Source organism: Nocardioides dilutus (genome assembly GCF_054779555.1).
Genome location: NZ_BAAGYA010000002.1, coordinates 285,059 through 305,787, shown reverse-complemented (window position 1 = coordinate 305,787; position 20,729 = coordinate 285,059). Strand labels below are relative to the sequence as shown.

21 protein-coding genes are annotated in these 20,729 nt (G+C 69.7%); 12 read left to right on the top strand and 9 right to left on the bottom strand.

Translation table 11 applies throughout. The features are described from left to right. Positions 1-13: 13 nt before the first annotated feature. Positions 14-931 (bottom strand): phytanoyl-CoA dioxygenase family protein, encoded by a 918-nt coding sequence (locus tag ACYVC6_RS11035; RefSeq protein WP_460713935.1) that lies wholly within the window; start codon positions 929-931, stop codon positions 14-16. Between the two features lie 172 nt (positions 932-1,103). Between ACYVC6_RS11035 and ACYVC6_RS11030 the strand changes: the two genes are divergently transcribed. The 6 genes from ACYVC6_RS11030 to ACYVC6_RS11005 all read left to right on the top strand — a co-directional run bounded on the left by ACYVC6_RS11030 (position 1,104) and on the right by ACYVC6_RS11005 (position 5,205). After that, complete coding sequence (locus tag ACYVC6_RS11030) at positions 1,104-1,889, top strand: SDR family NAD(P)-dependent oxidoreductase (protein ID WP_460713933.1); 786 nt, start codon at positions 1,104-1,106, stop codon at positions 1,887-1,889. Between the two features lie 164 nt (positions 1,890-2,053). After that, entirely contained in the window at positions 2,054-2,356 is a 303-nt protein-coding gene (locus ACYVC6_RS11025; protein ID WP_460713931.1) for a PqqD family protein, read from the top strand. Positions 2,357-2,379: 23 nt separating this feature from the next. Next, positions 2,380-2,529 carry a lasso RiPP family leader peptide-containing protein gene (locus ACYVC6_RS11020; RefSeq protein ID WP_460713929.1) on the top strand — a complete coding sequence of 50 codons (150 nt, stop codon included), beginning with the start codon at positions 2,380-2,382 and terminating at the stop codon, positions 2,527-2,529. Between the two features lie 98 nt (positions 2,530-2,627). After that, positions 2,628-3,752: an asparagine synthase-related protein gene (locus ACYVC6_RS11015; protein ID WP_460713927.1), complete on the top strand. Its 1,125-nt coding sequence runs from the start codon at positions 2,628-2,630 to the stop codon at positions 3,750-3,752. Continuing rightward, positions 3,749-4,225, top strand: a complete 477-nt coding sequence (locus ACYVC6_RS11010; protein WP_460713925.1) for a lasso peptide biosynthesis B2 protein — start codon at positions 3,749-3,751, stop codon at positions 4,223-4,225. The genes ACYVC6_RS11015 and ACYVC6_RS11010 overlap by 4 nt, the downstream gene beginning before the upstream one ends. Next, on the top strand, positions 4,222-5,205 hold the full coding sequence (locus tag ACYVC6_RS11005) for a phosphoenolpyruvate carboxykinase (ATP) (protein WP_460713923.1): 984 nt from the start codon (positions 4,222-4,224) through the stop codon (positions 5,203-5,205). Before ACYVC6_RS11010 ends, ACYVC6_RS11005 begins: the two co-directional genes overlap by 4 nt. Positions 5,206-5,215: 10 nt before the next feature. Here ACYVC6_RS11005 and ACYVC6_RS11000 read toward each other — a convergent pair whose 3' ends face one another. Then, positions 5,216-6,346 carry a nucleotidyltransferase domain-containing protein gene (locus tag ACYVC6_RS11000; RefSeq protein ID WP_460713921.1) on the bottom strand — a complete coding sequence of 377 codons (1,131 nt, stop codon included), beginning with the start codon at positions 6,344-6,346 and terminating at the stop codon, positions 5,216-5,218. 132 nt (positions 6,347-6,478) lie between these two features. On the opposite strand from ACYVC6_RS11000, the gene ACYVC6_RS10995 reads away from it, so the two are divergent. Then, positions 6,479-8,344 carry an ABC transporter ATP-binding protein gene (locus tag ACYVC6_RS10995; RefSeq protein WP_460713919.1) on the top strand — a complete coding sequence of 622 codons (1,866 nt, stop codon included), beginning with the start codon at positions 6,479-6,481 and terminating at the stop codon, positions 8,342-8,344. Positions 8,345-8,349: 5 nt separating this feature from the next. Here ACYVC6_RS10995 and ACYVC6_RS10990 read toward each other — a convergent pair whose 3' ends face one another. Beyond that, complete coding sequence (locus tag ACYVC6_RS10990; protein WP_460713917.1) at positions 8,350-9,138, bottom strand: glycosyltransferase family protein; 789 nt, start codon at positions 9,136-9,138, stop codon at positions 8,350-8,352. Positions 9,139-9,281: 143 nt separating this feature from the next. Between ACYVC6_RS10990 and ACYVC6_RS10985 the strand changes: the two genes are divergently transcribed. From ACYVC6_RS10985 to ACYVC6_RS10970, 4 genes are all read left to right on the top strand, one after another. Further along, positions 9,282-10,286, top strand: a complete 1,005-nt coding sequence (locus tag ACYVC6_RS10985) for a hypothetical protein (protein ID WP_460713915.1) — start codon at positions 9,282-9,284, stop codon at positions 10,284-10,286. A gap of 13 nt (positions 10,287-10,299) precedes the next feature. Then, positions 10,300-11,790: a lipopolysaccharide biosynthesis protein gene (locus ACYVC6_RS10980; protein WP_460713913.1), complete on the top strand. Its 1,491-nt coding sequence runs from the start codon at positions 10,300-10,302 to the stop codon at positions 11,788-11,790. After that, positions 11,787-12,737 carry a glycosyltransferase family 2 protein gene (locus ACYVC6_RS10975; protein ID WP_460713911.1) on the top strand — a complete coding sequence of 317 codons (951 nt, stop codon included), beginning with the start codon at positions 11,787-11,789 and terminating at the stop codon, positions 12,735-12,737. Before ACYVC6_RS10980 ends, ACYVC6_RS10975 begins: the two co-directional genes overlap by 4 nt. 107 nt (positions 12,738-12,844) lie before the next feature. Continuing rightward, complete coding sequence (locus tag ACYVC6_RS10970; protein WP_460713909.1) at positions 12,845-14,170, top strand: glycosyltransferase family 4 protein; 1,326 nt, start codon at positions 12,845-12,847, stop codon at positions 14,168-14,170. Positions 14,171-14,231: 61 nt separating this feature from the next. Here ACYVC6_RS10970 and ACYVC6_RS10965 read toward each other — a convergent pair whose 3' ends face one another. The 6 genes from ACYVC6_RS10965 to ACYVC6_RS10940 all read right to left on the bottom strand — a co-directional run bounded on the left by ACYVC6_RS10965 (position 14,232) and on the right by ACYVC6_RS10940 (position 20,138). Further along, on the bottom strand, positions 14,232-15,158 hold the full coding sequence (locus ACYVC6_RS10965; RefSeq protein ID WP_460713907.1) for a hypothetical protein: 927 nt from the start codon (positions 15,156-15,158) through the stop codon (positions 14,232-14,234). Between the two features lie 150 nt (positions 15,159-15,308). Then, complete coding sequence (locus tag ACYVC6_RS10960) at positions 15,309-15,593, bottom strand: acyl carrier protein (RefSeq protein WP_460713905.1); 285 nt, start codon at positions 15,591-15,593, stop codon at positions 15,309-15,311. 41 nt (positions 15,594-15,634) lie between these two features. Continuing rightward, entirely contained in the window at positions 15,635-16,861 is a 1,227-nt protein-coding gene (locus ACYVC6_RS10955) for a pyridoxal-dependent decarboxylase, exosortase A system-associated (RefSeq protein ID WP_460713903.1), read from the bottom strand. Next, positions 16,861-18,423 carry an acyl-CoA ligase (AMP-forming), exosortase A system-associated gene (locus ACYVC6_RS10950; RefSeq protein WP_460713901.1) on the bottom strand — a complete coding sequence of 521 codons (1,563 nt, stop codon included), beginning with the start codon at positions 18,421-18,423 and terminating at the stop codon, positions 16,861-16,863. The genes ACYVC6_RS10955 and ACYVC6_RS10950 overlap by 1 nt, the downstream gene beginning before the upstream one ends. Positions 18,424-18,434: 11 nt before the next feature. After that, positions 18,435-19,319, bottom strand: coding sequence for a hypothetical protein (locus tag ACYVC6_RS10945; protein WP_460713899.1), 885 nt, complete (start codon positions 19,317-19,319; stop codon positions 18,435-18,437). Positions 19,320-19,418: 99 nt separating this feature from the next. After that, positions 19,419-20,138, bottom strand: coding sequence for a hypothetical protein (locus tag ACYVC6_RS10940; protein WP_460713897.1), 720 nt, complete (start codon positions 20,136-20,138; stop codon positions 19,419-19,421). Position 20,139: 1 nt separating this feature from the next. On the opposite strand from ACYVC6_RS10940, the gene ACYVC6_RS10935 reads away from it, so the two are divergent. After that, entirely contained in the window at positions 20,140-20,625 is a 486-nt protein-coding gene (locus ACYVC6_RS10935) for a hypothetical protein (protein WP_460713895.1), read from the top strand. Positions 20,626-20,729: the final 104 nt, after the last annotated feature.

The following is a 20,729-nucleotide window of genomic DNA, read 5'->3' as shown; positions in this document are numbered from 1 at the left end:
CCTGCTGCGTCCGTCAGCTGGTGTAGATCGCGTACTCGAGCAGCTCGTCCGGAACGCCTACGTCGTACGGCGCGATGACCTCGTCCGGCAGCCGCTCCAGGTCGGAGACGCGCAGGTAGTCGCGCATGGTCGTCCCGGTGCAGTGCGAGTCGACGTTGACGGTGCCGCGGCCGGCCTCGACGTCGGCGCGGTGGACGACGCGGAAGTCGACGCTGATCCGGGTCCTGCCGGAGGTGTTGGGCACCGAGGAGTGCAGCTGTGCCCCGGAGAACACCATCACCCCGCCTACGGGCGGCACGGGCCGGATCTGCGGGTCGAGATCGATCGGCTCCTCCGGCTTGGGCTGGTCCCGGGTGTCGACGCCGATCTGCGAGGCGGCGATCGCACGGCTGTCGCGGTTCCAGGCGTAGTAGTTGTAGCGCTCACTGCCGTTGGCGATGGCCTGGTCGAAGTACTGCGGGTGGAAGGCGACCACGTTGTCCGGCGTCACGTCGTAGATCGGCAACCACCAGTTGAGCTGCATCATCGGCGCGGAGTACCAGGTGTCGCGGTGCGGGTGGAAGGCGTAGGCGATGCCGGTGGTCAGGTAGTTGTCCGAGGTGGACGTCCGCATCCGCGGCACGTCGAAGTACGTCATGTCCGGGTCGCAGCCGTGCTCGGTCAGGATCGCGCGCAGGTGCTTCTTGGACTCGGAGTGGTGGATGAACGCCGGCTTGAGCGCGCCGAGCACGGCGGCGTAGTCGTTGACGTCCATGTCGTGCTGCGCGGTCTCGGGGTCCCGGTCACCGAACGCGTCCTCGACCATCCCCCGGGTGAACGAGACGAACGCCTCGATGGCCGGAGAGTGGGTGTGGACGAAGATGTCGCCGGAGTAGAGCGCGTGGCGGCGCTCGTCGTCGGTGCACCTCGGGTCGACGATCACACTGGTCAAGGGAGCCTCCAAGGACCATGGGAGGAAGTTCGGGTCATCACCTGCGATGACAGCGGACCGGAGAGGGCAGGCAGTCAGGAAGCCCGTCTCATACCGGACATTGGGGACTCGCCCCAGGCAGCCGCGCCGTCCAGCCGGGGGCCCGGACACCCTCCGGCCATACTCGTCGATCGTGGACCTTCATCTCTCCGGCAGGCGGGCCTTCATCACGGGCGCGAGCCGGGGCATCGGGTTCGCGATCGCCCGCGAGCTCGCGCGTGAGGGGGCGGTGGTGTCGATCTGCGCCCGCGACCACGCCGGCCTCTCGGAGGCAGTCGACCGTCTCGGGCGCGAGGGCCTCACCGTCCACCCGTATGTCGTCGACGTGACCGACACGGCGCAGCTCGAGGCTGCAGTGGCCCACGTCGCGACCGAGCGGGGCGGCCTCGACCTGGTCGTGGCCAACGCCGGTGGCTCGCGGGGCGGTGGCCTGCAGACCTCCACCGCCGAGGACTGGACGCACACGTTGAACATCAACGTCGTCCACGCCGCCACGACCATCCGGGCGGCGTTGCCGTGGCTGTCGTCGTCCGGGGACGGCGCCGCACTGGTGATCGGGTCGATCAGCGGCTGGAAGCCTCGGGCGAGCTCGTCGTACGCCGTCGCGAAGGCCGCCGAGATCCACCTCGCCTCCGCACTCGCCGTCGAGCTGGCTCGCGAGGGGATCCGGGTGAACACACTCAGCCCGGGGTCGGTGATCTTCGAGGGTGGCCGGTGGGCCACGACCCGCGCCGCGGACCCCGAGAGCCACGACCGGTTCGTGGCCGAGAACCTCCCCGCCGGCCGGTTCGTGAGCCTCCAGGAGGTGGCCGACGCGGCCTGCTTCCTGCTCAGCCCCAGGGCTGCCGGCATCAACGGCGCCCACATCCCCGTCGACGGAGCCCAGGACAGGCCGACGGATCGCCCGGTCCTGCCGTGACCTGACCGCCGGTCCAGCCAGGTCGCCCGAGACCTCCGGCGCGTCGCCCCCGGCGTACCCCAATCTGAGTAAGAGCCTCCCGGACGCACCGGGGGGCATCGAGATCTCCTTACCGTCGGCCTCGACGCGCATGGCGTCGGCGCCCAGCTTCGTCGGATGGGAACATGAAACTACGCGTGGACGACATCACCTGGCGAGAGATCGACGGAGACCTGGTCATCCTCGACCTCCGCTCGTCCACGTACCTGACGGCCAACGCCAGCGGGACGGTGCTGATGCGCCAGCTCACGGAGCCACAGACGCTGCAGCAGTTGACCGAGGCACTGGTCGACGCCTTCGACATCCCCGAGCAGACCGCCCAGCAGGACGCGCAAGCGTTCATCGACGATCTCGGCGAGCGCGACCTGCTCGAGCGCACTGAGCAGCTCGCCCCCCAAGACCCCGTCGCCGACTCCGGCGGCAGGTAGTCCAGCCCAAAGGAGGTGAACCAGTGCATGAACACTACGAGCCGCCGAAGCTGACGGCGGTCGGATCCGTCAGAGGTCTGACCATGGGTGAAGGCATCTTCGGGAACGACGACACGTTCGTCTTTCATTGGGGCCCGTTCCAGATCCCCATCCCGTACGGCAACGGCTCGTGAGGCTCGGCGAAGACCGGGGGGTGCTCCGGGAGTCCTGGCGTCCCCCCGGTCGTCGTCGTAGGCCGACGACTGCTGCTCCCTTCCTCAGGCCGACCCGGTTGGAGGTCGCGACCGGCTGGGTCTACGGATCCGTTCCGGCGGCGCTGCCGCCCCAGGGCGGCAGGACCCCGCGCGAGGCGCTGGACGATGCCATCCGTCCGGCACTGGTCGACGGCCCCTGCTACGTCACCTTCTCCGGCGGCCGGGACTCCTCGGCCGTGCTCGCCGCGGCGACGGCGCTCGCCCGCCGCGAGGGCCACGCGGTGCCCGTCCCGGTGACGCGCGTCTACCCCGACCTTCCCGACACCGACGAGTCCGCCTGGCAACGTGCGGTCGTCGACCACCTCGGGATCACCGAGTGGATCCGCCTGGAGCTTCGCGACGGCGAGTCCGACCTGCTCGGCCCCGCGGCACGCGACGCGCTCGGCAGCCGCGGGGTGCTGTGGCCCCCGGCCCTGCAGACTCACGGCGTGATGTTCGAGCACCTTGGCGGGGGCTCGCTCCTGACCGGTGAGGGCGGCGACGCCGTGCTCGGTGCGCGGCGCATCACGCCGCTGGCGGTCCTCCTGCGACGCCGGCGTCCCGACAAGGCACTGGTCCGATACTCGGCCGCCGCGGCACTCCCGCGTCGAGTGCGGCAGCGGTATGCGCAGCGGGTCCTGCAGGCGAGCGTCCAGCGCCGGTGGCTGCGGCCGGCCGCCTTCGAAGGACACGTCCGGCTGGCCGCGGCCGACGCGGCCGCGGAGCCGTTCCACTACGGCGCCGCCACCCGCTCGATCACCCGCCGGCGTTCCTTCGCCATCATCTCGCACAACCACGCGGCCGCGGCCGGGGAGTACGGCATCCGGGCATCGGACCCGTTGTTGGACCCGCGCTTCGTCGCTGCGCTGGCCCGCGCCGGGGGCGTCACCGGCTTTCCCGGTCGCACGGCGACCATGCAGGACCTGTTCTCCGACGTCCTGCCCCAGGCCGTCCTGTGCAGGACGACGAAGGCGTCGTTCAACAGCGCCCACGCGGGCGAGGCCACCCGCGAGTTCGCCCGGACCTGGGACGGTCAGGGGGTCGACGAGGACATGGTCGACGTCGAACGGCTGCGGAGCGTGTGGCTCTCGGACGAACCGACGATGGCGACCGGTGTCCTGCTCCACACCGCCTGGCTCGCGAGCGCAGGACTCACGCGGTGACCCGCCGACGGACGAGGATCCCGCGGGTCCGGATGGCCGAGGTCCCGGACCTCTGCGGCGCGCTGGCCTTGGCCGCCGTCGTCGAGGTGGGACTGCGGACGACCAGCCTGCCCCGGCTCGCCCGGGCGCTCGGCACCCCGCTGGCCGTCGACGGCTTCGACGGGTACGCCGAACCGGCCGCCGCCACCCCGCTGCCCCTGTGGGCCGTCCGTCGCATGCACGCCGCCCAGCGCGTCCTGCGGCATTGGCCGTTCGGCGACTCCTGCCTGCGCCAGGCCCTGGTGTCCGGCCGGCTGGTGCGACGCCTCAGCCCCGCGCTTCAGCTCGGCGTCGCCAAGGTGGACGGTGAGGTGCATGCCCACGCGTGGCTCGTCGTCGGCGGCACCGTGGTCGACCCGCGCCGAGCGGTGTCGTCGTACCAGCCCCTGGGGCGTGTCCCCGCGGCAGCGGTCCGGACGGGACCCCGACGATGAGGGAGCTCGCCCGGGTCTACGGGCTGACGGTCCGCTCGGAGGTCCCCCTGCACCTGCACCGACCCGTCGCAGCCGGGACGGAGGTCGACCTCGAGATCGCGCTCGGGGCTCCGGTGGCGCGGACGGAGGCCGCGCCCCCCGGAAGGGTGCTGCTCGACCTGCGCGGGAGCCGGCACTACTACACGGCCACCGCCCATGACGGCTTCCGCCTGCGGTTCTTCGGCTCTTGCGACGTCGTCCTCGACCACGGCCTGTCCAGGGCCACCGTCCACCCCGTGCGCGGCGCCGACCCCGACCTGCTGTCCGTGCTCGTCGGGGGAACCCTGCTGGCGTTCGTACTGACCATGCGCGGTGAGACCGTCCTGCACGCGAGCGCTGTGCAGGTCGGTGACGCGGCCCTGGCGTTCATCGGCGCCTCCGGCATGGGGAAGTCCACGATGGCGACGCTGATGTGCGCGGACGTCGCCCGGCTCATCACCGACGACGTGCTCCGCCTGGACACGACGAGCTCGCCACCGACGTGCGCCCTGGGGGCGACGGAGCTGCGCCTCCGCAAGGGCGCCGAGCACCTGTCCGCGCGCCTCGCCCACCAGCTGGGGAGTGCCCCGGGACTCCGCGTGACCGGCGACGCCCGCCATGCGCTCGCCGCCGAGCCGGCGACCACCGAGGATCTTCCTCTCGCGGCGCTGGTCGTTCCCGTGCCCGACCACTCGCCCGGACGCCGCACGCCGGAGATCGCACTGCTGGCGCCGAAGGACGCGATGGTGCTCCTCGCCCAGTTCCCCCGCCTGCTCGGATGGCAGGACGCCGCGGCCCGCCGCGCGATCTTCCACCAGCTCGCCGACGTCGTGGACCGGGTGCCGGTCCACGCGGCCGTGCTCCCGTGGGGTCCACCGTTCTCGGAGGACATTGCCTCCCAGGTCCTGCGCGCGACCCGCCTGACGGCCGGCGAAGGTGTTGAGGTCGGCTCCGCGGTCTGAGGCCGGGAGCTCATCGCTGCGCGGAGGCGTTGAAGGCGACGGCCTCGACAGCCGAGATCCAGGTCTCGACCTCGTTGCGGTCGGCGGGCGACAGCTCCTCAAGGGCCGGGGCCGGCCGAGCCCGGTTCACCGCCCCGAGGACGGCGTTCCTCAGCGATCTGGTGGCAGTGGCGGTCGCGGTCGGCCGGGCGGCACGGGCCAGGAGTCGCGGCCACGAGGCTTCACTGCGTACGGCGGGGACGGGCCAGGCGAGATCGACTGCGGACATCAGGGATCCGAAGGCACGGGAGAGACCGAGCCGGCGCTCGAGGTCATGCGGCGCCGATGTGCCGAGAACGCGCCGGGCCCGACCGAGCACCAGACCCACCTGCGCGGCGGCGCCCCACGACCGAGCCCTGCCGACGACCAGGTCCCAGTCCTGGATCCCCCGCGCCGCCTGGTCGACGTCGAGCAGGTGGACCAGGCGCACGGCGCCCGAAAACGCGGCGTGGTGGCACAGGTGGACCAGGGTGTCGGTGGGGTCGAGGGTGCGGGTCTCGACCGACCCGATCGTCAGTGGGGTGCTGCGTGCGAGGAGGTCGGCGGTCGGGATGGGAAACCTGCGGCGCATGCTCTCCGAGAGCACGAGCGACCAGTGAAGGTCGACGGGCACGCCGCCGGTGCGGCCGACCTCGATCTCGCCGGTCACCTCTCCGTTGAGGAGATCGTCGCGCGTGGCTAGGACCTGCCATCCCGACCGCAGCAGGCGCTCGCAGGCCTCGCGCAGGTCCCACGGGGACACGAGGACGTCGAGGTCGCCGTACGACCTCAGCCCCACGACCGGGTGCAGCGCCTCGGACAAGACCGGTCCCTTGAAGGTCAACCAGGGCACGTCGGCCAGGATGGTGCCGATCGCTGCGAGAGACGTGGTGACCCGGACGTGGTGCTCGAGCGCGCGGTCCCGGTCGTCACGGAGGAGCGCGGCGAGGTCGGGTCTGGTCTGGCGGAGCGCGACGTGGGCCAGCGGGGCGACGCGGTGGAACCTCACCGCGCGGACGAGCTCGTCCTCGATGCCTGGGAGCTCGGGGACGTCGGGACGCCGACCGCGGCAGACGTCGACCACCACAGCGTCGACGGCCCGCCGAAGGGTCCTTCTCGCCACCGCAGCCCTCACTTCCGCCCCGCCCCCCGCACGAAGCGTCCGCCACGCTAGCCGAACCCGTCCGGTCGGCGGACGCGGACGGTTGAATGGGCCGGAGCACCCCGCAGGTCCCGTCGGACAGGAGCCGCAGCCGTGACGGTCGACGTCGACCCGGTCGATCCCCTGGCCCTGCGCGTCGCAGCGCGCTCCGAGAGCAAGTCGCTGGGCCGGCTCTGGCGGCTGGTGCGCAGCAGCCTGGCACTGGTCTGGGGTTCATGGAGACGGCTCCTGGTCGCACTGGTCGCCGTCCAGGTCGTCACCGCCGTAGCCCTGGCCGCGCAGGTGATCACCGTCCAGCGAGTGCTGAGCGCGATCCTCGACGCCCAGGGCGACAACGTGATGGACGCGGTGCTGGGTCCGGTCGTGGCGCTGGCCCTCCTGTCGGCTGTCACGGCGCTGTCCAGCGCCGTCCAGGGCCACCTGCAGCGGCTCCTCGGCGAGTCGGTCGCGCGGACGATGTGGGGCCAGGTTCTCGGTGTCGCGACCGGGGTGGGACTCCGCTACTTCGAGTCCCCGGAGTTCTACAACCGCCTCAACCGGGTCCAGACCAATGCCGTGCTGCGGCCGTACCAGGTGACCCAGGGCCTGTTGTCCATGGGCGGCGCACTCGCCGCCAGCATCGGCCTGGGCGTCACCCTGTTCGCCATCTCTCCCGCGCTGCTGCCCCTCGTCGTCATCGCGGGCGTCCCCCTCCTGATCACGAGCAGCCGCGAGTCGCGGCTCGAGTTCGACTTCTCCGTCCGGCAGACGCCCGCCGTGCGGCTCCGGGGCTACTTCACCCTGCTCCAGACCGGACGCGACGAGGCCAAGGAGGTGCGGGCCTTCGGCCTCGCGGGCTGGCTCGCCACCCGGTTCGACGCGTTGTACGCCACGTACCTGCAGGATCTCCGAGCCCACGTGCTCCGCCGCGGGCTGCTCAGCCTGGTCGGCCAGCTGGGCTCGGCAGTCGTGCTCGGGGGCACCCTGATCGCACTCGTGGCCCTGATCGACCGCGGCGAGATCGGCGTCGCCGGGGCCGGAGCGGCGATCGTCGCCATCCGCCTGCTGGCGACGCAGGTGCAGGCGCTGTTCCGCGGCGCGCAGTCGATCTTCGAGTCGGGGCTCTTCCTGGACGACCTCCGCCAGTTCATCGCCCTCGGCGAGTCCGCCGTCGACGAGGACGAGGGATCCGAGCCCCCGGAGCGGTTCGACGTGGTGCGGGCCGAGAACGTCAGGTTCCGCTATCCGGGCGCGCCCCACGATGCGCTCAAGGGCGTCGACGTCGAGCTCCGCGCCGGGGAGGTCGTCGCCCTGGTCGGCGAGAACGGCTCCGGGAAGACCACCTTGGCCAAGTTGCTGGCGGGTCTCTACCAACCGGATGAGGGGCACGTGCTGTGGGACGGACAGGACGTGTCGGCGTTCCGACCCTCCAGCCTGCGCCAGCGCATCGCCGTGGTGTTCCAGGACTTCGTCCGCTACGCGCTGCCGGCGACGGACAACATCGCACTCGGTCGGGTGGACCTCCCCGCCGATCCCGCGCGGGTGCGGTCCGCGGCCGCCGCCGCCGGCGCGGAGACGATGCTCGACGCGCTCCCGCACGGCTTCGACACCGTGCTGTCCCGGCTGTTCGCCGGCGGGACCGACCTGTCGGGCGGCCAGTGGCAGCGCGTGGCCCTGGCCCGCTCCTTCTACCGCGACGCACCGCTGGTGATCCTGGACGAGCCGAGCGCCTCGCTCGACCCGCGCGCGGAGCACGAGCTGTTCGCCACCCTCCGCGACGCCGTGCGGGACCGCACCACGCTCTTCATCTCCCACCGCTTCTCCACCGTGCGCGGCGCCGACCGGATCTACGTGCTGCACGAGGGTGAGATCGTCGAGCAGGGCACCCACGACGAGCTGGTGAGCGGCAACGGTCGCTATGCCGAGCTCTTCCGGCTGCAGACCCAGCTGCAGATCAACGGCGATTCGACCACGTCGTAGGACTCTCAGAAGGTGAGAGCGTGCCCGGTGCCCCAGACCCGCCAGGGGCTCTCACCGGTCGCAAAGGCCAGGTCGAGGTCGGCGCGCTCCTTGAACGTGTCGGCGGGCTTCCAGAAACCCTCGTGCCGGTAGACGGAGACCCGGTTGCGCTGGATCAGCCCCTCGATGCCGTCGCCCACGAGGTCGCCCCCAGGTGGGATGTGGTCGAAGACTTCGTGCGTGAGGACGAAGTAGCCACCGTTTATCCACAGGTCGAGGTCGTCCGCCGTCGAGAGGCCGGTGGCGAAACCGCCGTCGTGGGTCACCGCGTGGAAGGAGCCTGACGGGCGGACCAACATCATCGAGGCCGCGCTGCCGACCTCGGCGCGCCGCGCGATCATCTCGGGAAGTGGCGCATCGGTGAGGACGTCGGAGTAGTTGGCGAGGAACACCTCGTCCGACTCCAGCAGGTTCCGCACCCGCCGTAGCCGCTCGCCGATGGCCGACTCCTGGCCGGTGTCGACGAAGTGGACGGTCCAGTCCTCCAGGTCCGAATCGCAGAGCTGGACCTCTCCCTTGCGCAGCACGAAGTCGTGCGAGGCGGTCTCCTGGTAGTGCAGGAAGTAGTCCTTGATGTGTTGGGCGCCGTAGCCCAGGCAGAGGATGAACTCCGTGTGGCCGTAGTGCGCGAAGTAGCGCATGACGTGCCAGATCAGTGGGCGAGGACCGACCATCTGCATCGGCTTGGGCATCCCCTCGCCGTGGTCGTCCCGCATGCGCATTCCGTAGCCGCCGCAGAACAGCACGACCTTCATGGCGTCTCCTCAGCCTCGTTCCCCCAGCCGATGGTTGACGAGGGAAACAGCGCTGATGGCATCGTCGGATGCACATACCTCAATTGGGTGAACGCCTTCCAGGCTCGGCGACTGCCGCGGAGCGCGTACCTAGATTCCGGGCCATGGCGATCACTCAGAGCTCTCGGCAAGTCAATGCCGGCGCCCTCAGCCTGCGCGCCGGTGAGAGGGTGCGACTCCGTCCCTGGAACGAGATCCAGGCGACCCTCGACGCGGACGGCTGCACGGACAAGCTGCCGTTCATGCAAGAGATGATCGCGCTCCAGGGAGGCGTGATGACCGTCGACTCCCGCGCCGACAAGACCTGCGACACCATCAACCTGGTGGGGTGCACCCGCGAGATGGACGACACCGTCCACCTCGCGAACATGCGCTGTGACGGTTCCGCCCACGGTGGCTGCCAGGCCCAGTGCCTGTTCTACTTCCGCGAGCAGTGGCTCGAGCGCGTCCCGGACGGCGAGCTCCTCGCCCCGGTGCCCACCGACGAGGCGCCCGCCGAGCTGGTTGCGACCCTCGACCGCTTCGCCAACCCCTCAGACGGCTACTACCGGTGCCAGGCCACGCAAGGGCTCGAGGCGAGCCGGCCGCTGCGTCGCGGCGTTGGCCACTACTGGACCACCCTGCGGACCCGGAACGTCCCGGTCAGCAGGGTCCTGCTGTGGGTGTTCTGGGCGATCGTGAACCTGTACCAGAAGTTCTCGCGGCACTTCGTGCCGCGACCGCTTCGTTATCAGCACGGCGCCACGCTGCCCTACCTGTGGGGCCCGATCAGGGACGAGAACTGGCCGGAGGAGCCGCCACTCGACCTGCAGCCGGGCGAGCTCGTCGAGGTACGCAGCCGAGAGGAGATCCGGGCCACTCTCGACCGCTACCAGCGCAACCGCGGGCTTTGGTTCGACCAAGAGATGGTCAAGTGGTGCGGCAAGCAAGGTCGGGTCCTCCACCGCGTGGAGAGGCTGATCGACGAGGGCACCGGCAAGATGCTCCGGGTCAAGAAGGACCTTTACATCGTTTCCGGCATGGTGGGATGCGAGGGCGTGTTTCACAAGCTCTGCACCCGGGCGCCGATGGGGATGATGCGGGACATCTGGCTCCGTCGCGTCGAGTGACGATCGGTCCGCCATGACAGCCGACGTCGCCTCCAACGCCCCTCTCGAGGCGCCCGAGGTCACGACCGCCGTCGTCGCCCGCAGCGCCCGCCACAACGCGGTTGGGCAGGTCGTGAACCAGTCGACGCGCCTCCTGACCAGCGTCGTGCTCGCGCGCCTCCTGGACCCCAAGGACTTCGGCGTCGTGGCGCTCGCACTGGTGATGCAGGCCTTCCTGGACGAGATCAAGGACGTCGGGATGGGCGCCACGATCGTCCAGCGCAGGACGGTCGACCAGGTCCTGCTGAACTCCGTCTTCTGTGCGAACGTGGTGATCGGCGCGGCGGTCTCGGCCCTCTTGTATGCCTCCGCGGCTCCGCTGGCGTCCGCTCTGGGCAACATCGACGCGGCACCCGCCGTCCAGGGCTTTGCCGCCATCATGTTCGTGACGTCGCTCGGGCAGATCCACGTGAGCCTGCTGCGCCGCAACCTGCAGTTCGGCGCGATCGCCCGGGTTCTCTCGATGATGGCGGTCATCAACGCCCTCGTGTCGATCGGGTGCGCGCTCGCGGGGATGACCTACTGGGCGCTGGTGCTCGGGAACGCGGCGGCCGCCGTCACGGGCACGACCATGTACTGGGTTTACGACCGCTGGCGCCCCACGGCGCACGCCAGCCTGGCGGCACTGCGCTCGGTGTGGCGGACCAGCTGGCACATCTTCATGGTCGGCTTCCTCACCTTGATCTGGGTGCAAGTCGACAAGATCATCGTCAGCCGCTTCGTCGGTGGGTTCGGGCTCGGCGTGTACACGCTCGGGCAACGGGTGGTCATGACTCCCACCGGAGCTGTCAGCGGCATGCTCTCCGACGTTGCCTACTCCGCGTTCGCGCGTCGCCAGGATGACAACGCGGCCCTGCGCAGCGGGTTCATGCGCTCCTCAGCCGTGATCGCGACGATCACGTTCCCGATGATGTTCGGCGTCGCTGCGGTCGCTGGCCCACTGGTGCCGGTGGTGTTCGGTGACAAGTGGACCGGGCTCGTCCCGGTCATCTGGTGCCTCGCACCGGCCTGCGCGTTCACCTCCGTCACGTTCAACTGCGACCAGATCCTGCGCGCCAAGCAACGCAGCGACTGGTCATGGAGGTGGGGCGTCGTGCATCTGGTGGTCCTCGGCGGCATCGAGCTCTTCATGGTGCGCTGGGGCGTCGTCGGGGTTGCGGCCGGCTATCTCATCGGGACGTTGCTCCTCATGCCGTTCACGATCTTCATGGCGTTCAAGCCGATCCAGGGCAGGCCGATCGCCTATGCGAGGGCGCTGTTCCCTGCTGTGTGGATGTCGACCTTGATGGCCGCAGCGGCGCTGCTCGTCGTGACCGTGCTCGGCCGGGCCGGGGCACATGACGCGGTGCAGGCGGGCGCCGGCATCGTCACCGGGGCGGCGATCTACCTGGGGCTGCTCGCCGCGCTTCGCCCGCCCGCCCTCCGTGACCTTCTCGCGGTTGCACGACCCAGGACCTCGACATGACCCGTATCTCCGTGGGGCTTCCCGTCTACAACGGCGAGAAGTACCTCCGCCAGGCCCTTGACTCCCTCGTGACCCAGACGCACACCGACCTCGAGATCATCATCAGCGACAACGCGTCGACCGACGCGACGGCGGAGATCTGCCAGGAGTACGCCGCGAGCGACCCCCGGATTCGGTACTTCCGGCAGGACGTCAACCGCGGTGGGGCGTACAACCACAACTTCGTGCTGGCGCAGGCGACCGCGCCGTACTTCCGGCTGTTCTCGCACGACGACTGGATCTTGCCCACCTGCCTCGAGAAGTGCGCCAAGGCCCTCGACGAGCACCCGGACGTCGTGCTCGCGTGGACCGAGACGACGATGATCGACGCCTGGGACCAGCCAATGGACTACCGGACCGACCAGCCCTTCGACAACCGGAGTCCCTCGACGCGGCTGGCGAGCCTCTTGGTGCCGGTCGGCGTCGACAGCCTCCTGGCGTGGTGCGCGCCGCATCTCGGCGTGGCCCGCCGCGAGGTCTACTCTGCGGCGTTCCCCATGTCGGCCTACGGCGGGTCCGACCACGAGATCACCGTCAAGCTCGCCTTGCTGGGCTCATGGATCAGGATCGACGAACCGCTCTTCAACCGACGGCAGCACGACGACAACTCCACTGCTGGGGTCACCATCCACGAGATGGCCACCTGGATGGACTCGTCGGCCAGGCCCGGGCGCTCGCTGCCGAACTTCCGGCGCCGGCTCGGCTACCTGGAGGGCGTCCTGCAGACCCCGATGTCGCGTCGTGAGCGGCTGCGGTGCCTGGCCGTGCTGGTCCGAGTTCTCCTCCGTCCGAGCGAGCTGGGCAAGCTCTTCTGGGACACCAGGGTCCTGGCCAAGGAGCTGGTCACCGACCTGCTGAGCGGCGCGTGGCGCCGACCGTCACAGGCCGCCGCAGATACCGGTCGTTGACCGGCAGGCCCGCGGTGAGCAGAACTGCGCCCACAGCGCTGCCGAATATCGGGGAAAAGCCTGGCCACGCCCGACCTGCGGGCACCCACGGCTCCGAGGGTGAACGTATGCCGAGGCAGACCCATGTGCTCATCGTGGTCCAGAACCTCCCCGTGCCGCTCGACCGCCGTGTCTGGCTCGAGTGCCGGGCCCTGAGGTCTGCTGGCTACGAGGTCTCCGTCATCTGCCCGAAGGGCCCGGGTGACCCCGGTCGCGAGGTTATCGACGGCGTCCGGATCTTCAAGTACCGGCCGGCGCCGCAGGCACGAGGGCTGATCACCTATCTCTTCGAGTTCCTCTACAGCTGGCTTCGCACGGCCGTGCTGTCGGTCAAGGTCTGGCGGGACCGCCCTTTCCAGGCGCTGCAGGCATGCAACCCTCCGGACACGTACTGGCTACTCGCGCGGTTCTGGAAGCGCAAGGGCGTCCGCTTCGTCTTCGACCAGCACGACCTGAACCCAGAGCTCTTCCTCTCCCGCTTCGGGGAACCGACCAACGTCCTCTCGAGGGCCCAGCTCGGTGGCCTGAGGTGGCTCGAGCAGATGACCTACCGCACCGCCGACCACGTCATCTCGACCAATCGCTCCTACCGCCGGATCGCGATCGAGCGCGGAGGAATCGACCCCGTGCACACCACCGTGGTGCGCAGCGGTCCCGACACGACGGTCATGCGGCCGGTACATCCCCCGGCTGGCACTCCGCCGCGCTGGAGACACTCGCTCGTCTACCTCGGGATCATGGGCCCGCAGGACGGAGTCGACACGATCCTCGAGGTGATGCGCGAGCTGGTGGTGGTCCGCGGCCGCCAGGACGTCGAGGCGACCCTGCTGGGTTTCGGCGACTGCCTGGAGGACCTCAAGCGGCAGTGCAGCCGGATGGGTCTCGACGACGTCGTCACCTTCACGGGCCGGGCCGACGCCCGGATGATCGCGGTGCACCTCAGTGCCGCCGCGATCGGACTCTGCCCCGACCTCAAGACACCGCTGAACGATGTCTCGACGATGAACAAGACCATGGAGTACATGGCCTACGCGCTGCCTTCGGTCTCCTTCGACCTGCTCGAGACGCGGGTGTCCGGCGAGGATGCGTGCCTCTACGCGCCATCCGGCGATGTCAAGGCGTTCACGGATGCGGTGGAGTTGCTTCTCGACGATGCGGAGTTGCGCTTGTCGATTGCGCGAAAGGCCCGCGCTCGGGTGAGCCGTGTGCTCGACTGGAAGCCTCAGGCTGCAGCGTATGTCAGGGTCTTCGACGGGCTCTTCCCCTCGCTCGAGTCGCTGTCGGACGAGGACGCCACAGCGCCGCTCGAGTACGTCGATCTCGACACCGAGAGCGAGTTCCGCAGGTTCGTGCTGGACCGGGGTCCGGCCCCCGACCGAGCGTTGAGCGCCTGACTCTGCGGGTCAGGGCACGACCGGGGGCCGGGGGCGACCGGCTGGCTTCCGGGTGCTCCTGTCAGCTCTCGTCGGTGTTGCAGCGCTGGCGGCGCACCGGGACCGGCTGGCCGTTGCGAACTGCGGCGATGTCCGAGTCCCAGGCACTCAGCAGGTCGCACCGGACGAGGATCGGGCCGTAGCTGTAGCCGCCGCGCTTGATGTGCAGACCGCTGACGCTGCCAGGCATGCCCAGGCGGAAGGAGTAGCCGCCGCCCACGACGAGGAGCCTATCGATCGACACCGATGTGTTGCCCTGCGAGTCGGGATAGAAGAACGGTGCGGTGCCACCACAACCCTCACGCTCGACGAGCCGCAGGGTCGTGTTGCGCAGGTCCAGGTGGCCGCCGTCGTAACCCTGCAACGCGTCACCGTGCCAGTCGTCGCAGATGGTCGGCGAGACGACCCTCGCGTAGCTGTTGACGATCTTGACCGGCCCGCACTCCTCGGAGCCCCCGACCCGGAAGCCTTCCGGCAGGCCGACGATCGCCACGCGGCGCGCCACGTAGCCCCCGGTGGAAAGGGCTGGGGAGTCTCCGGAGGTCGCCTCACCCGGCGCCCGCTTGATCGTGGTCCGTCTGACGTTGAGTCCGCTGTAACAGGTGCTGCCCGCCCAGTTCTGAATGACCCCGCCCACCACCTCGACCCGGTTCAAGGTCACGTCATGAGCATTGATGTTGACGTCTCCGTAGACCCGCACGTCCTCGATGACGGCGCCGGCCTTGTTCACGTCGTAGTCCCCGTTGATGGTTCGCTTCGGGCTCCATCCGAGGGGCACTCCTGCGGAGCGCTGCGTCGGGAAGCCCCTGAGCCGCTTGCCCGCGGTGTGCTGCGACGGCTCGGACGGGGCGGCGACAGCAGCTGCCGACGAACCCTCGGCGTTCGTGGTTGGCGCGAGTATCGCGACGACGAGGACGGACAGGAGGGACAGGACGGAGAGGACGGACATGGTGATGGCGTGGCGGGGGGAACGCACTGGGGGATCACTTCCAGGGAGTGGGGGCTGAGGTCACATCACGACAGTGACCCGCCTCAGTCAGACATAGCTCGGGCCATGCCGCAAGTTCGCCTCCCCGAATATGGGGGCCGGCGCTCAGGCTCAGCGATTGTCGAGCTCACCGGCCACGAAGGCCGCCAGCGAGCCGACCGTCGCGAAGACCTCTCCCGTGAACGCGTCGTCGGCGATCTCGATTTGGAAGGCGTTCTCGAGCGCGACCGCCAGTTCCACCACCGCGAGCGAGTCCAGCTCGGGTAGCTCGCCCAGGAGTGGAGTGGAGGCGTCGATCTCGTCGGCACGATCCTCGATGGCGAGCACCCTGACGAGCACGTCGCGCACACTGGCGACGGTGTCGACGGTGATGGCGGCCGACTCGTTGGCATCCATGCGGAGGTCCTTTGCTGGAGGGCTGGGCGTTCGGGTGTCCATCAGACGAGCACTTGGGCGGGAGCTGGGTGGCCCAGGAATCCCAGGGGGCTCGCGGAGTAGCCATAGGCACCGGCCTGGAAGACGACCACCAGGTCGCCGACCTCGGCCTCCGGGAGCTCGACCTGGTTCCCCAGGACGTCGAGGGGGGTGCAGAGGCACCCGACCACGGTCACGGTCTCGGCGCCCGGGGCGTCGGCGCGGTTGCCGACGGCGATGGGGTAGTTGCGTCTGATGACCTGGCCGAAGTTGCCCGAAGCCGCGAGCTGGTGGTGCATGCCGCCGTCCACGACCAGGAAGGTCTGGCCACGCGACACCTTGCGGTCGACCACCCGGCTGACGTACACGCCGGCCTCGCCGACCACGTAGCGGCCGAGCTCGACGACCACCCGGGCCTCCGGTTGCACCGGACGGATCACTTCGTCGGCCAGGCGATGCAGATTCTGCCCCACCAGGTCCAGGTCGAGTGGCTCGTCGTTGTCGAAGTAGGGGATGCCGAAGCCGCCGCCGAGGTTGAGGTAGGAGAGAGGTCGGCCGACCTTGTCGGCCAGCCCGAGCAGGAGCTGCACGGTCTTCTCCTGGGCCTCGGCGAGGATCTCGGCCCGGAGGTTCTGCGAGCCGGCGAACAGATGGAATCCGAGCAGGTCCACCTCCATGTCGGCCAGGAGGTCCAGCAGGGCGGGTGCCTGCTCGACGTCGACGCCGAACTGCTGCGGGCCCCCACCCATCCGCATGCCCGAGCCCTTCACCGTGAAGTCAGGGTTGACGCGCAAGGCGACCTGCGGACGCAACCCGAGCCCGTGGCCCGCCGCCGCGATGCGCCTCGCCTCACCTTCCGACTCGAGCTCCACGAGAACGCCGGCAGCGACGGCCTGGCACAGCTCGGCGTCGGTCTTCCCCGGTCCGGCGAAGCTGATCCGCTGGGCGGGAATGCCGGAGTCCAGGGCGATGGCCATCTCACCGGCCGAGGCCACGTCGAGGGAGTCGACCAGCCCGGCGAGGTGCTGAACCACCGCGGGCATGGGATTGGCCTTGACCGCGTAGCCGATCTCGATCACGGGCCCCAGCGCGGAGCGAAGCGCGGACACTCGGGTCGAGATCGACCCCCGGTCGTAGGCGAAGTAGGGCGTGCTCCCTACCCGCACCGTCAGCTGCTGCAGCGGCACACCGCCGACGAGGAGCTCGCCGTTGGCACTGCCCATGCGCGCCACGTGGTCCCGCCCCAGCATCAGGAGACCTCCTTGCGGATCAGCACTCGATCGAACTTGCCGTTGGGTGAGCGCGGCAGAACGTCCATCTCGCGCAGCTCCGACGGCACCATGAAGCGCGGCAGAGTCCGGCGCAGTTCGGCCAGGACGGCACCCTGGTCGAGGGGTCCCGTCCCGTTGCCTGTCACCACCAGCACGATCCTCTGGCCGCGCGCGGTGTCCTCGAGTCCCATCGCGACAGCGTCACCGACCAACCCGGTCGCGTACGCCGCTTCCTCGACCTCTGTGGGGCTCACCCGGTAGCCGGAGGTCTTGATCATCTCGTCGGCGCGGCCGACGAAGTAGAGGTACCCGTCCTCGTCGGCGACGACGTTGTCGCCCGACCAGACCGCCAGCTCCGGCTGCCGCCACGACGGAGCCACGCCCGGCAACGGACGGAAGATCTGCGCCGTACGTTCCGGGTCGTTCCAGTAGCCCAGGGCCACCAGCGGGCCCCGATGGACGAGCTCTCCCTCCTCGCCGGGGGCGGCGAGGCTGCCGTCCGGGCGCACGACCATGATCTCGGCGTTCGGGATCGCCTTGCCGATCGAGTCGGGTCGCCGATCGATCTCGGCCGGGTCGAGATACGTGGACCGGAAGGCCTCGGTGAGGCCGTACATGAGGTACGGCTGCGCCGAGGGGAAGATCTCGCGCAGCCGGTCCACGGTGTGCCGGGGCACCCGGCCGCCGGTGTTCGCGAAGTAGCGCAGGGTCGAGGCCTCGGCGGGCCACTCGAGCGCGGCCAGCTGCAGCCAGAGCGGCGGCACGCAGGTGAGCCCCGTGACCCGGTGCTTCTCGCACAGCTTCACGACGTCGCCCGGCACGAGGTAGTTCATCAGGACCACGTGGGCTCCGACCGAGAACGCCGTGGTCACCTGGCTGAGACCGGCGTCGAAGCTCAGCGGCAGCGCCGCGAGGATGACGTCTTCGGCGTGGTTCCCGAGGTAGCTGCTCACGCTCTCGGCGCCGACGACGAGGTTGCGATGGGAGAGCACGACACCCTTCGGCTTGCCGGTGCTCCCGGACGTGTACAGGATGGCGGCGATGTCCAGGTCGACCGCTGGACCGGCTTCCGGCACTCCGCCTTTGACGGCGAGCTCCTGGTGGGTATGCATGGCGACTCGACCGTGCGCGTCCTGGCCGACCGACGTCTCGTCGACCAGGACCACGTGCCGCAGGGCCGGCATCGCGGCCACCTCACCCTCGATCTGCTGCCAGCGGGCCCGGCTCGTCACCAGCACCCGCACCTCGCAATCGGACAGGATGTGGCCGACCTGGGCGGCCTTCAGCAACGGGTTCACAGGGACGAAGACGAGTCCGGCCGCCGAGGCCGCGAAGATCGTCTCGACCGTCTCCATCCGCTTGTCGAGATAGATCCCCACCCGGTCCCCGCGCTGGGCGAGCCCCTGTAGCCCGGCGGCCAGGCTGCGCACGGCAGCCGACAAGGTCGCGTAGTCGACGGTCACGTCCGCGAACGTGAGCGCGGGACGGTCACGTCGTCGCCTGGCCTGGTCCTCGAGCAGGTGGTGGAGCTGGCACCTCATGGTCGTCACCCTCACCAGGCAACGAGCGTCAGCTCGCTGTAGAGATTGTCGACAGAGGCCGCCTGGACAGGTGCATGACGTGCACTACGGAACATCTTGGGCCGCGGCGACCTCAGCAGCACCGACCCAGCGGGCTGGCTGCCGAGCAGCCGGAGCTCGACCAGGGAGCAGAGCAGGCCGTGCCGGATCAGCAGATGCTGCCCGAGCACGGCCAGGTTGCGCCGCAGGAGCTCCGGCGCACCGATGTGCAGCAGCGAGGCGAAGACCGGCAGGTTCTTGCGTCGGTCGCGGCGCACGACCACGTAGCAGTGGTCCTCGCCCTGGAACAACGCCAGGTGGATCGTGGCGGCTGCTTCTCGGTGGTCCTCGAAGATGCGCAGGTCCTCCCCCGTGAGTACCCTGCCCAGCTCGGCCAGGTCGGCAAGCACGCGCGCGCCACGTCTTCGGATGACCGGGTGGTTTGCGACGAGGGCCGTCGTCGTGTCGAGGGGCTCGAAGCCCAACGTCCGGTTGAGCGCCACGACGTTCCCGCTGGGCGAGAGATCGGTGAAGTGGTACTGCCGCTGGGCGAGTACCGCGCGAAGCAGCCGAAGACCGTGACTGCGGTAGTCGTCGAGGACGCACCATGCACCCAGGTTGCAGAAGTCCTGGTCAGTTCCGTCGATGACGCGTTTGGAGTAGAACGCGAGCTGGGTCCCGACGACTCGGCCACCGGCGGACTCGTCGCGGAGGAGGAAGCCGTGGTTGGGCGAGCTGACCGGCCACGTGGGCACGACCGAGCGCGCCCACTCGCTCGGGCCCAGCCGGGGGTTGAGGTGCGCGTGCAGGAACTCACCCACCTCCGCGAGGTCGTCCACACGGATGGGCGCAAGCTGAACCGGGCCGTGGGCGAGCACACAGGAACGCTAGGTGGCTTCCCGCGTGCTCTCCCTCGCGTGGCGGCGGCGTACCCGATGTTGGGGAGCCGCCCCCATGACCGGTTTCCGGTCAGGTGATCACGTGCACGGCTGGTCGGCGACCTTCACAGGCTGGCCGGCCGAGTCGAGGGTGACGATCTGGGCGGTCCAGGACGTGAGCAGACCGCAGTTGACCTCGATCGGTCCGTAGCCCCACCCCGTGACGATGTTGAGGTTCTTGACCGAGCCGGGCATCGTCATCCGGAAGGGATAGCCTCCGTCGCGCACGATCAGCCCGTCGATAGTCGCGGACGTGTTGCCCTGTCCGGCGGGGTAGAAGAACGGGGCGGTGCCACCGCAGCCGCTCGACTCGTCCAGCCAGAGGACGGTGTTCTTGACGGTGACCGCGGCGCCGTCGTAGCCCTGGATACCGTCGCCGTGCCAGTCACCGCAGCCGATCGGCGACTCGATGTGCGCGTACGAGTTGGTGATGGTGACCGCTCCGCAGCCGTAGGACCGACCCCCGACTCGGAATCCCTCGGTCGAGTCGGTGATCAACACGTTGTCGGCGACGTAGCCACCCACGCCGATGGCCGGGGACCCGCTGTTGCTCAGATCGCGGCCGGTGCGGATGTTTGAGTCCATGACGACCAGGCCGTTCGCACACGTGCTGCCAGGGAGGTTGTCGATGCTTCCGTTGACCACGTCGACGCGACGGACCGTCACGTTGGGGGCCTTGATCACGAGGTCACCGTTGATGCGCAGGTCCTGGACAACAGCTCCTGCTGTGGTGACGGTGTAGTCCCCGTTGACAGTCATGGTGGGAACCCACCCGGCCGGCAGGCCCGCGCTGGTCCCGGTGGGGAAACCGGCGGCCGGGTCGGATGTCGGGGTCGACGTCGGCGTGCTCGTCGGAGTCGGGCTCGGCGAGGTCGTCGGGTTCGAGGTCGGGGTGGCCGTCGGGGTGGAGGTCGGGCTGGCGCTTGGTGTGGCCGTGGGGTCAGAGGACGGAGTCGCCGTGGGCGTCGACGACGGCGAGGGCGTAGGCCACCGGTGGGGGGGGTGCCGCCGGTCGCGCCGCCCCCTCGCGTTCGTTTCCTCGAGCCTCCCTGGCTTCGCGACCTCGGCGGAACCTGCCTCCGCGTGGGCACTGCGCCCCGAGTCGTCGGACCCCGGGAGCGACGAGCTGGAGACGCCCGGAAGGGCGAAGACGACGCCGGCCGTCACGACGACGGACACGACGACGGACACGACGAAGAGCGTGCGGAAGTACTGGGGGGACATGGGGGAGCCTCTCGGGAGATGACAGCGACCGCCCGTCATACCGGCCACGAGACCGCTCGACGCTGTCAGAGGTGTACGTCATCGACCGTAGGGAAATCGGTCGGCGACTTCGAAGCGCCCTCCTCA

What these genes read in the sequence shown, in the direction of transcription:
- ACYVC6_RS11025 (WP_460713931.1), top strand. Translation starts at nt 2,054, where the DNA reads ATGAAACTACGCGTGGACGACATCACCTGGCGAGAGATCGACGGAGAC.
- ACYVC6_RS11005 (WP_460713923.1), top strand. Translation starts at nt 4,222, where the DNA reads ATGAGGGAGCTCGCCCGGGTCTACGGGCTGACGGTCCGCTCGGAGGTC.
- ACYVC6_RS10990 (WP_460713917.1), bottom strand. Translation starts at nt 9,138, where the DNA reads ATGAAGGTCGTGCTGTTCTGCGGCGGCTACGGAATGCGCATGCGGGAC.
- ACYVC6_RS10985 (WP_460713915.1), top strand. Translation starts at nt 9,282, where the DNA reads ATGGCGATCACTCAGAGCTCTCGGCAAGTCAATGCCGGCGCCCTCAGC.
- ACYVC6_RS10980 (WP_460713913.1), top strand. Translation starts at nt 10,300, where the DNA reads ATGACAGCCGACGTCGCCTCCAACGCCCCTCTCGAGGCGCCCGAGGTC.
- ACYVC6_RS10975 (WP_460713911.1), top strand. Translation starts at nt 11,787, where the DNA reads ATGACCCGTATCTCCGTGGGGCTTCCCGTCTACAACGGCGAGAAGTAC.
- ACYVC6_RS10970 (WP_460713909.1), top strand. Translation starts at nt 12,845, where the DNA reads ATGCCGAGGCAGACCCATGTGCTCATCGTGGTCCAGAACCTCCCCGTG.
- ACYVC6_RS10965 (WP_460713907.1), bottom strand. Translation starts at nt 15,158, where the DNA reads ATGTCCGTCCTCTCCGTCCTGTCCCTCCTGTCCGTCCTCGTCGTCGCG.
- ACYVC6_RS10960 (WP_460713905.1), bottom strand. Translation starts at nt 15,593, where the DNA reads ATGGATGCCAACGAGTCGGCCGCCATCACCGTCGACACCGTCGCCAGT.
- ACYVC6_RS10955 (WP_460713903.1), bottom strand. Translation starts at nt 16,861, where the DNA reads ATGCTGGGGCGGGACCACGTGGCGCGCATGGGCAGTGCCAACGGCGAG.
- ACYVC6_RS10950 (WP_460713901.1), bottom strand. Translation starts at nt 18,423, where the DNA reads ATGAGGTGCCAGCTCCACCACCTGCTCGAGGACCAGGCCAGGCGACGA.
- ACYVC6_RS10940 (WP_460713897.1), bottom strand. Translation starts at nt 20,138, where the DNA reads ATGACTGTCAACGGGGACTACACCGTCACCACAGCAGGAGCTGTTGTC.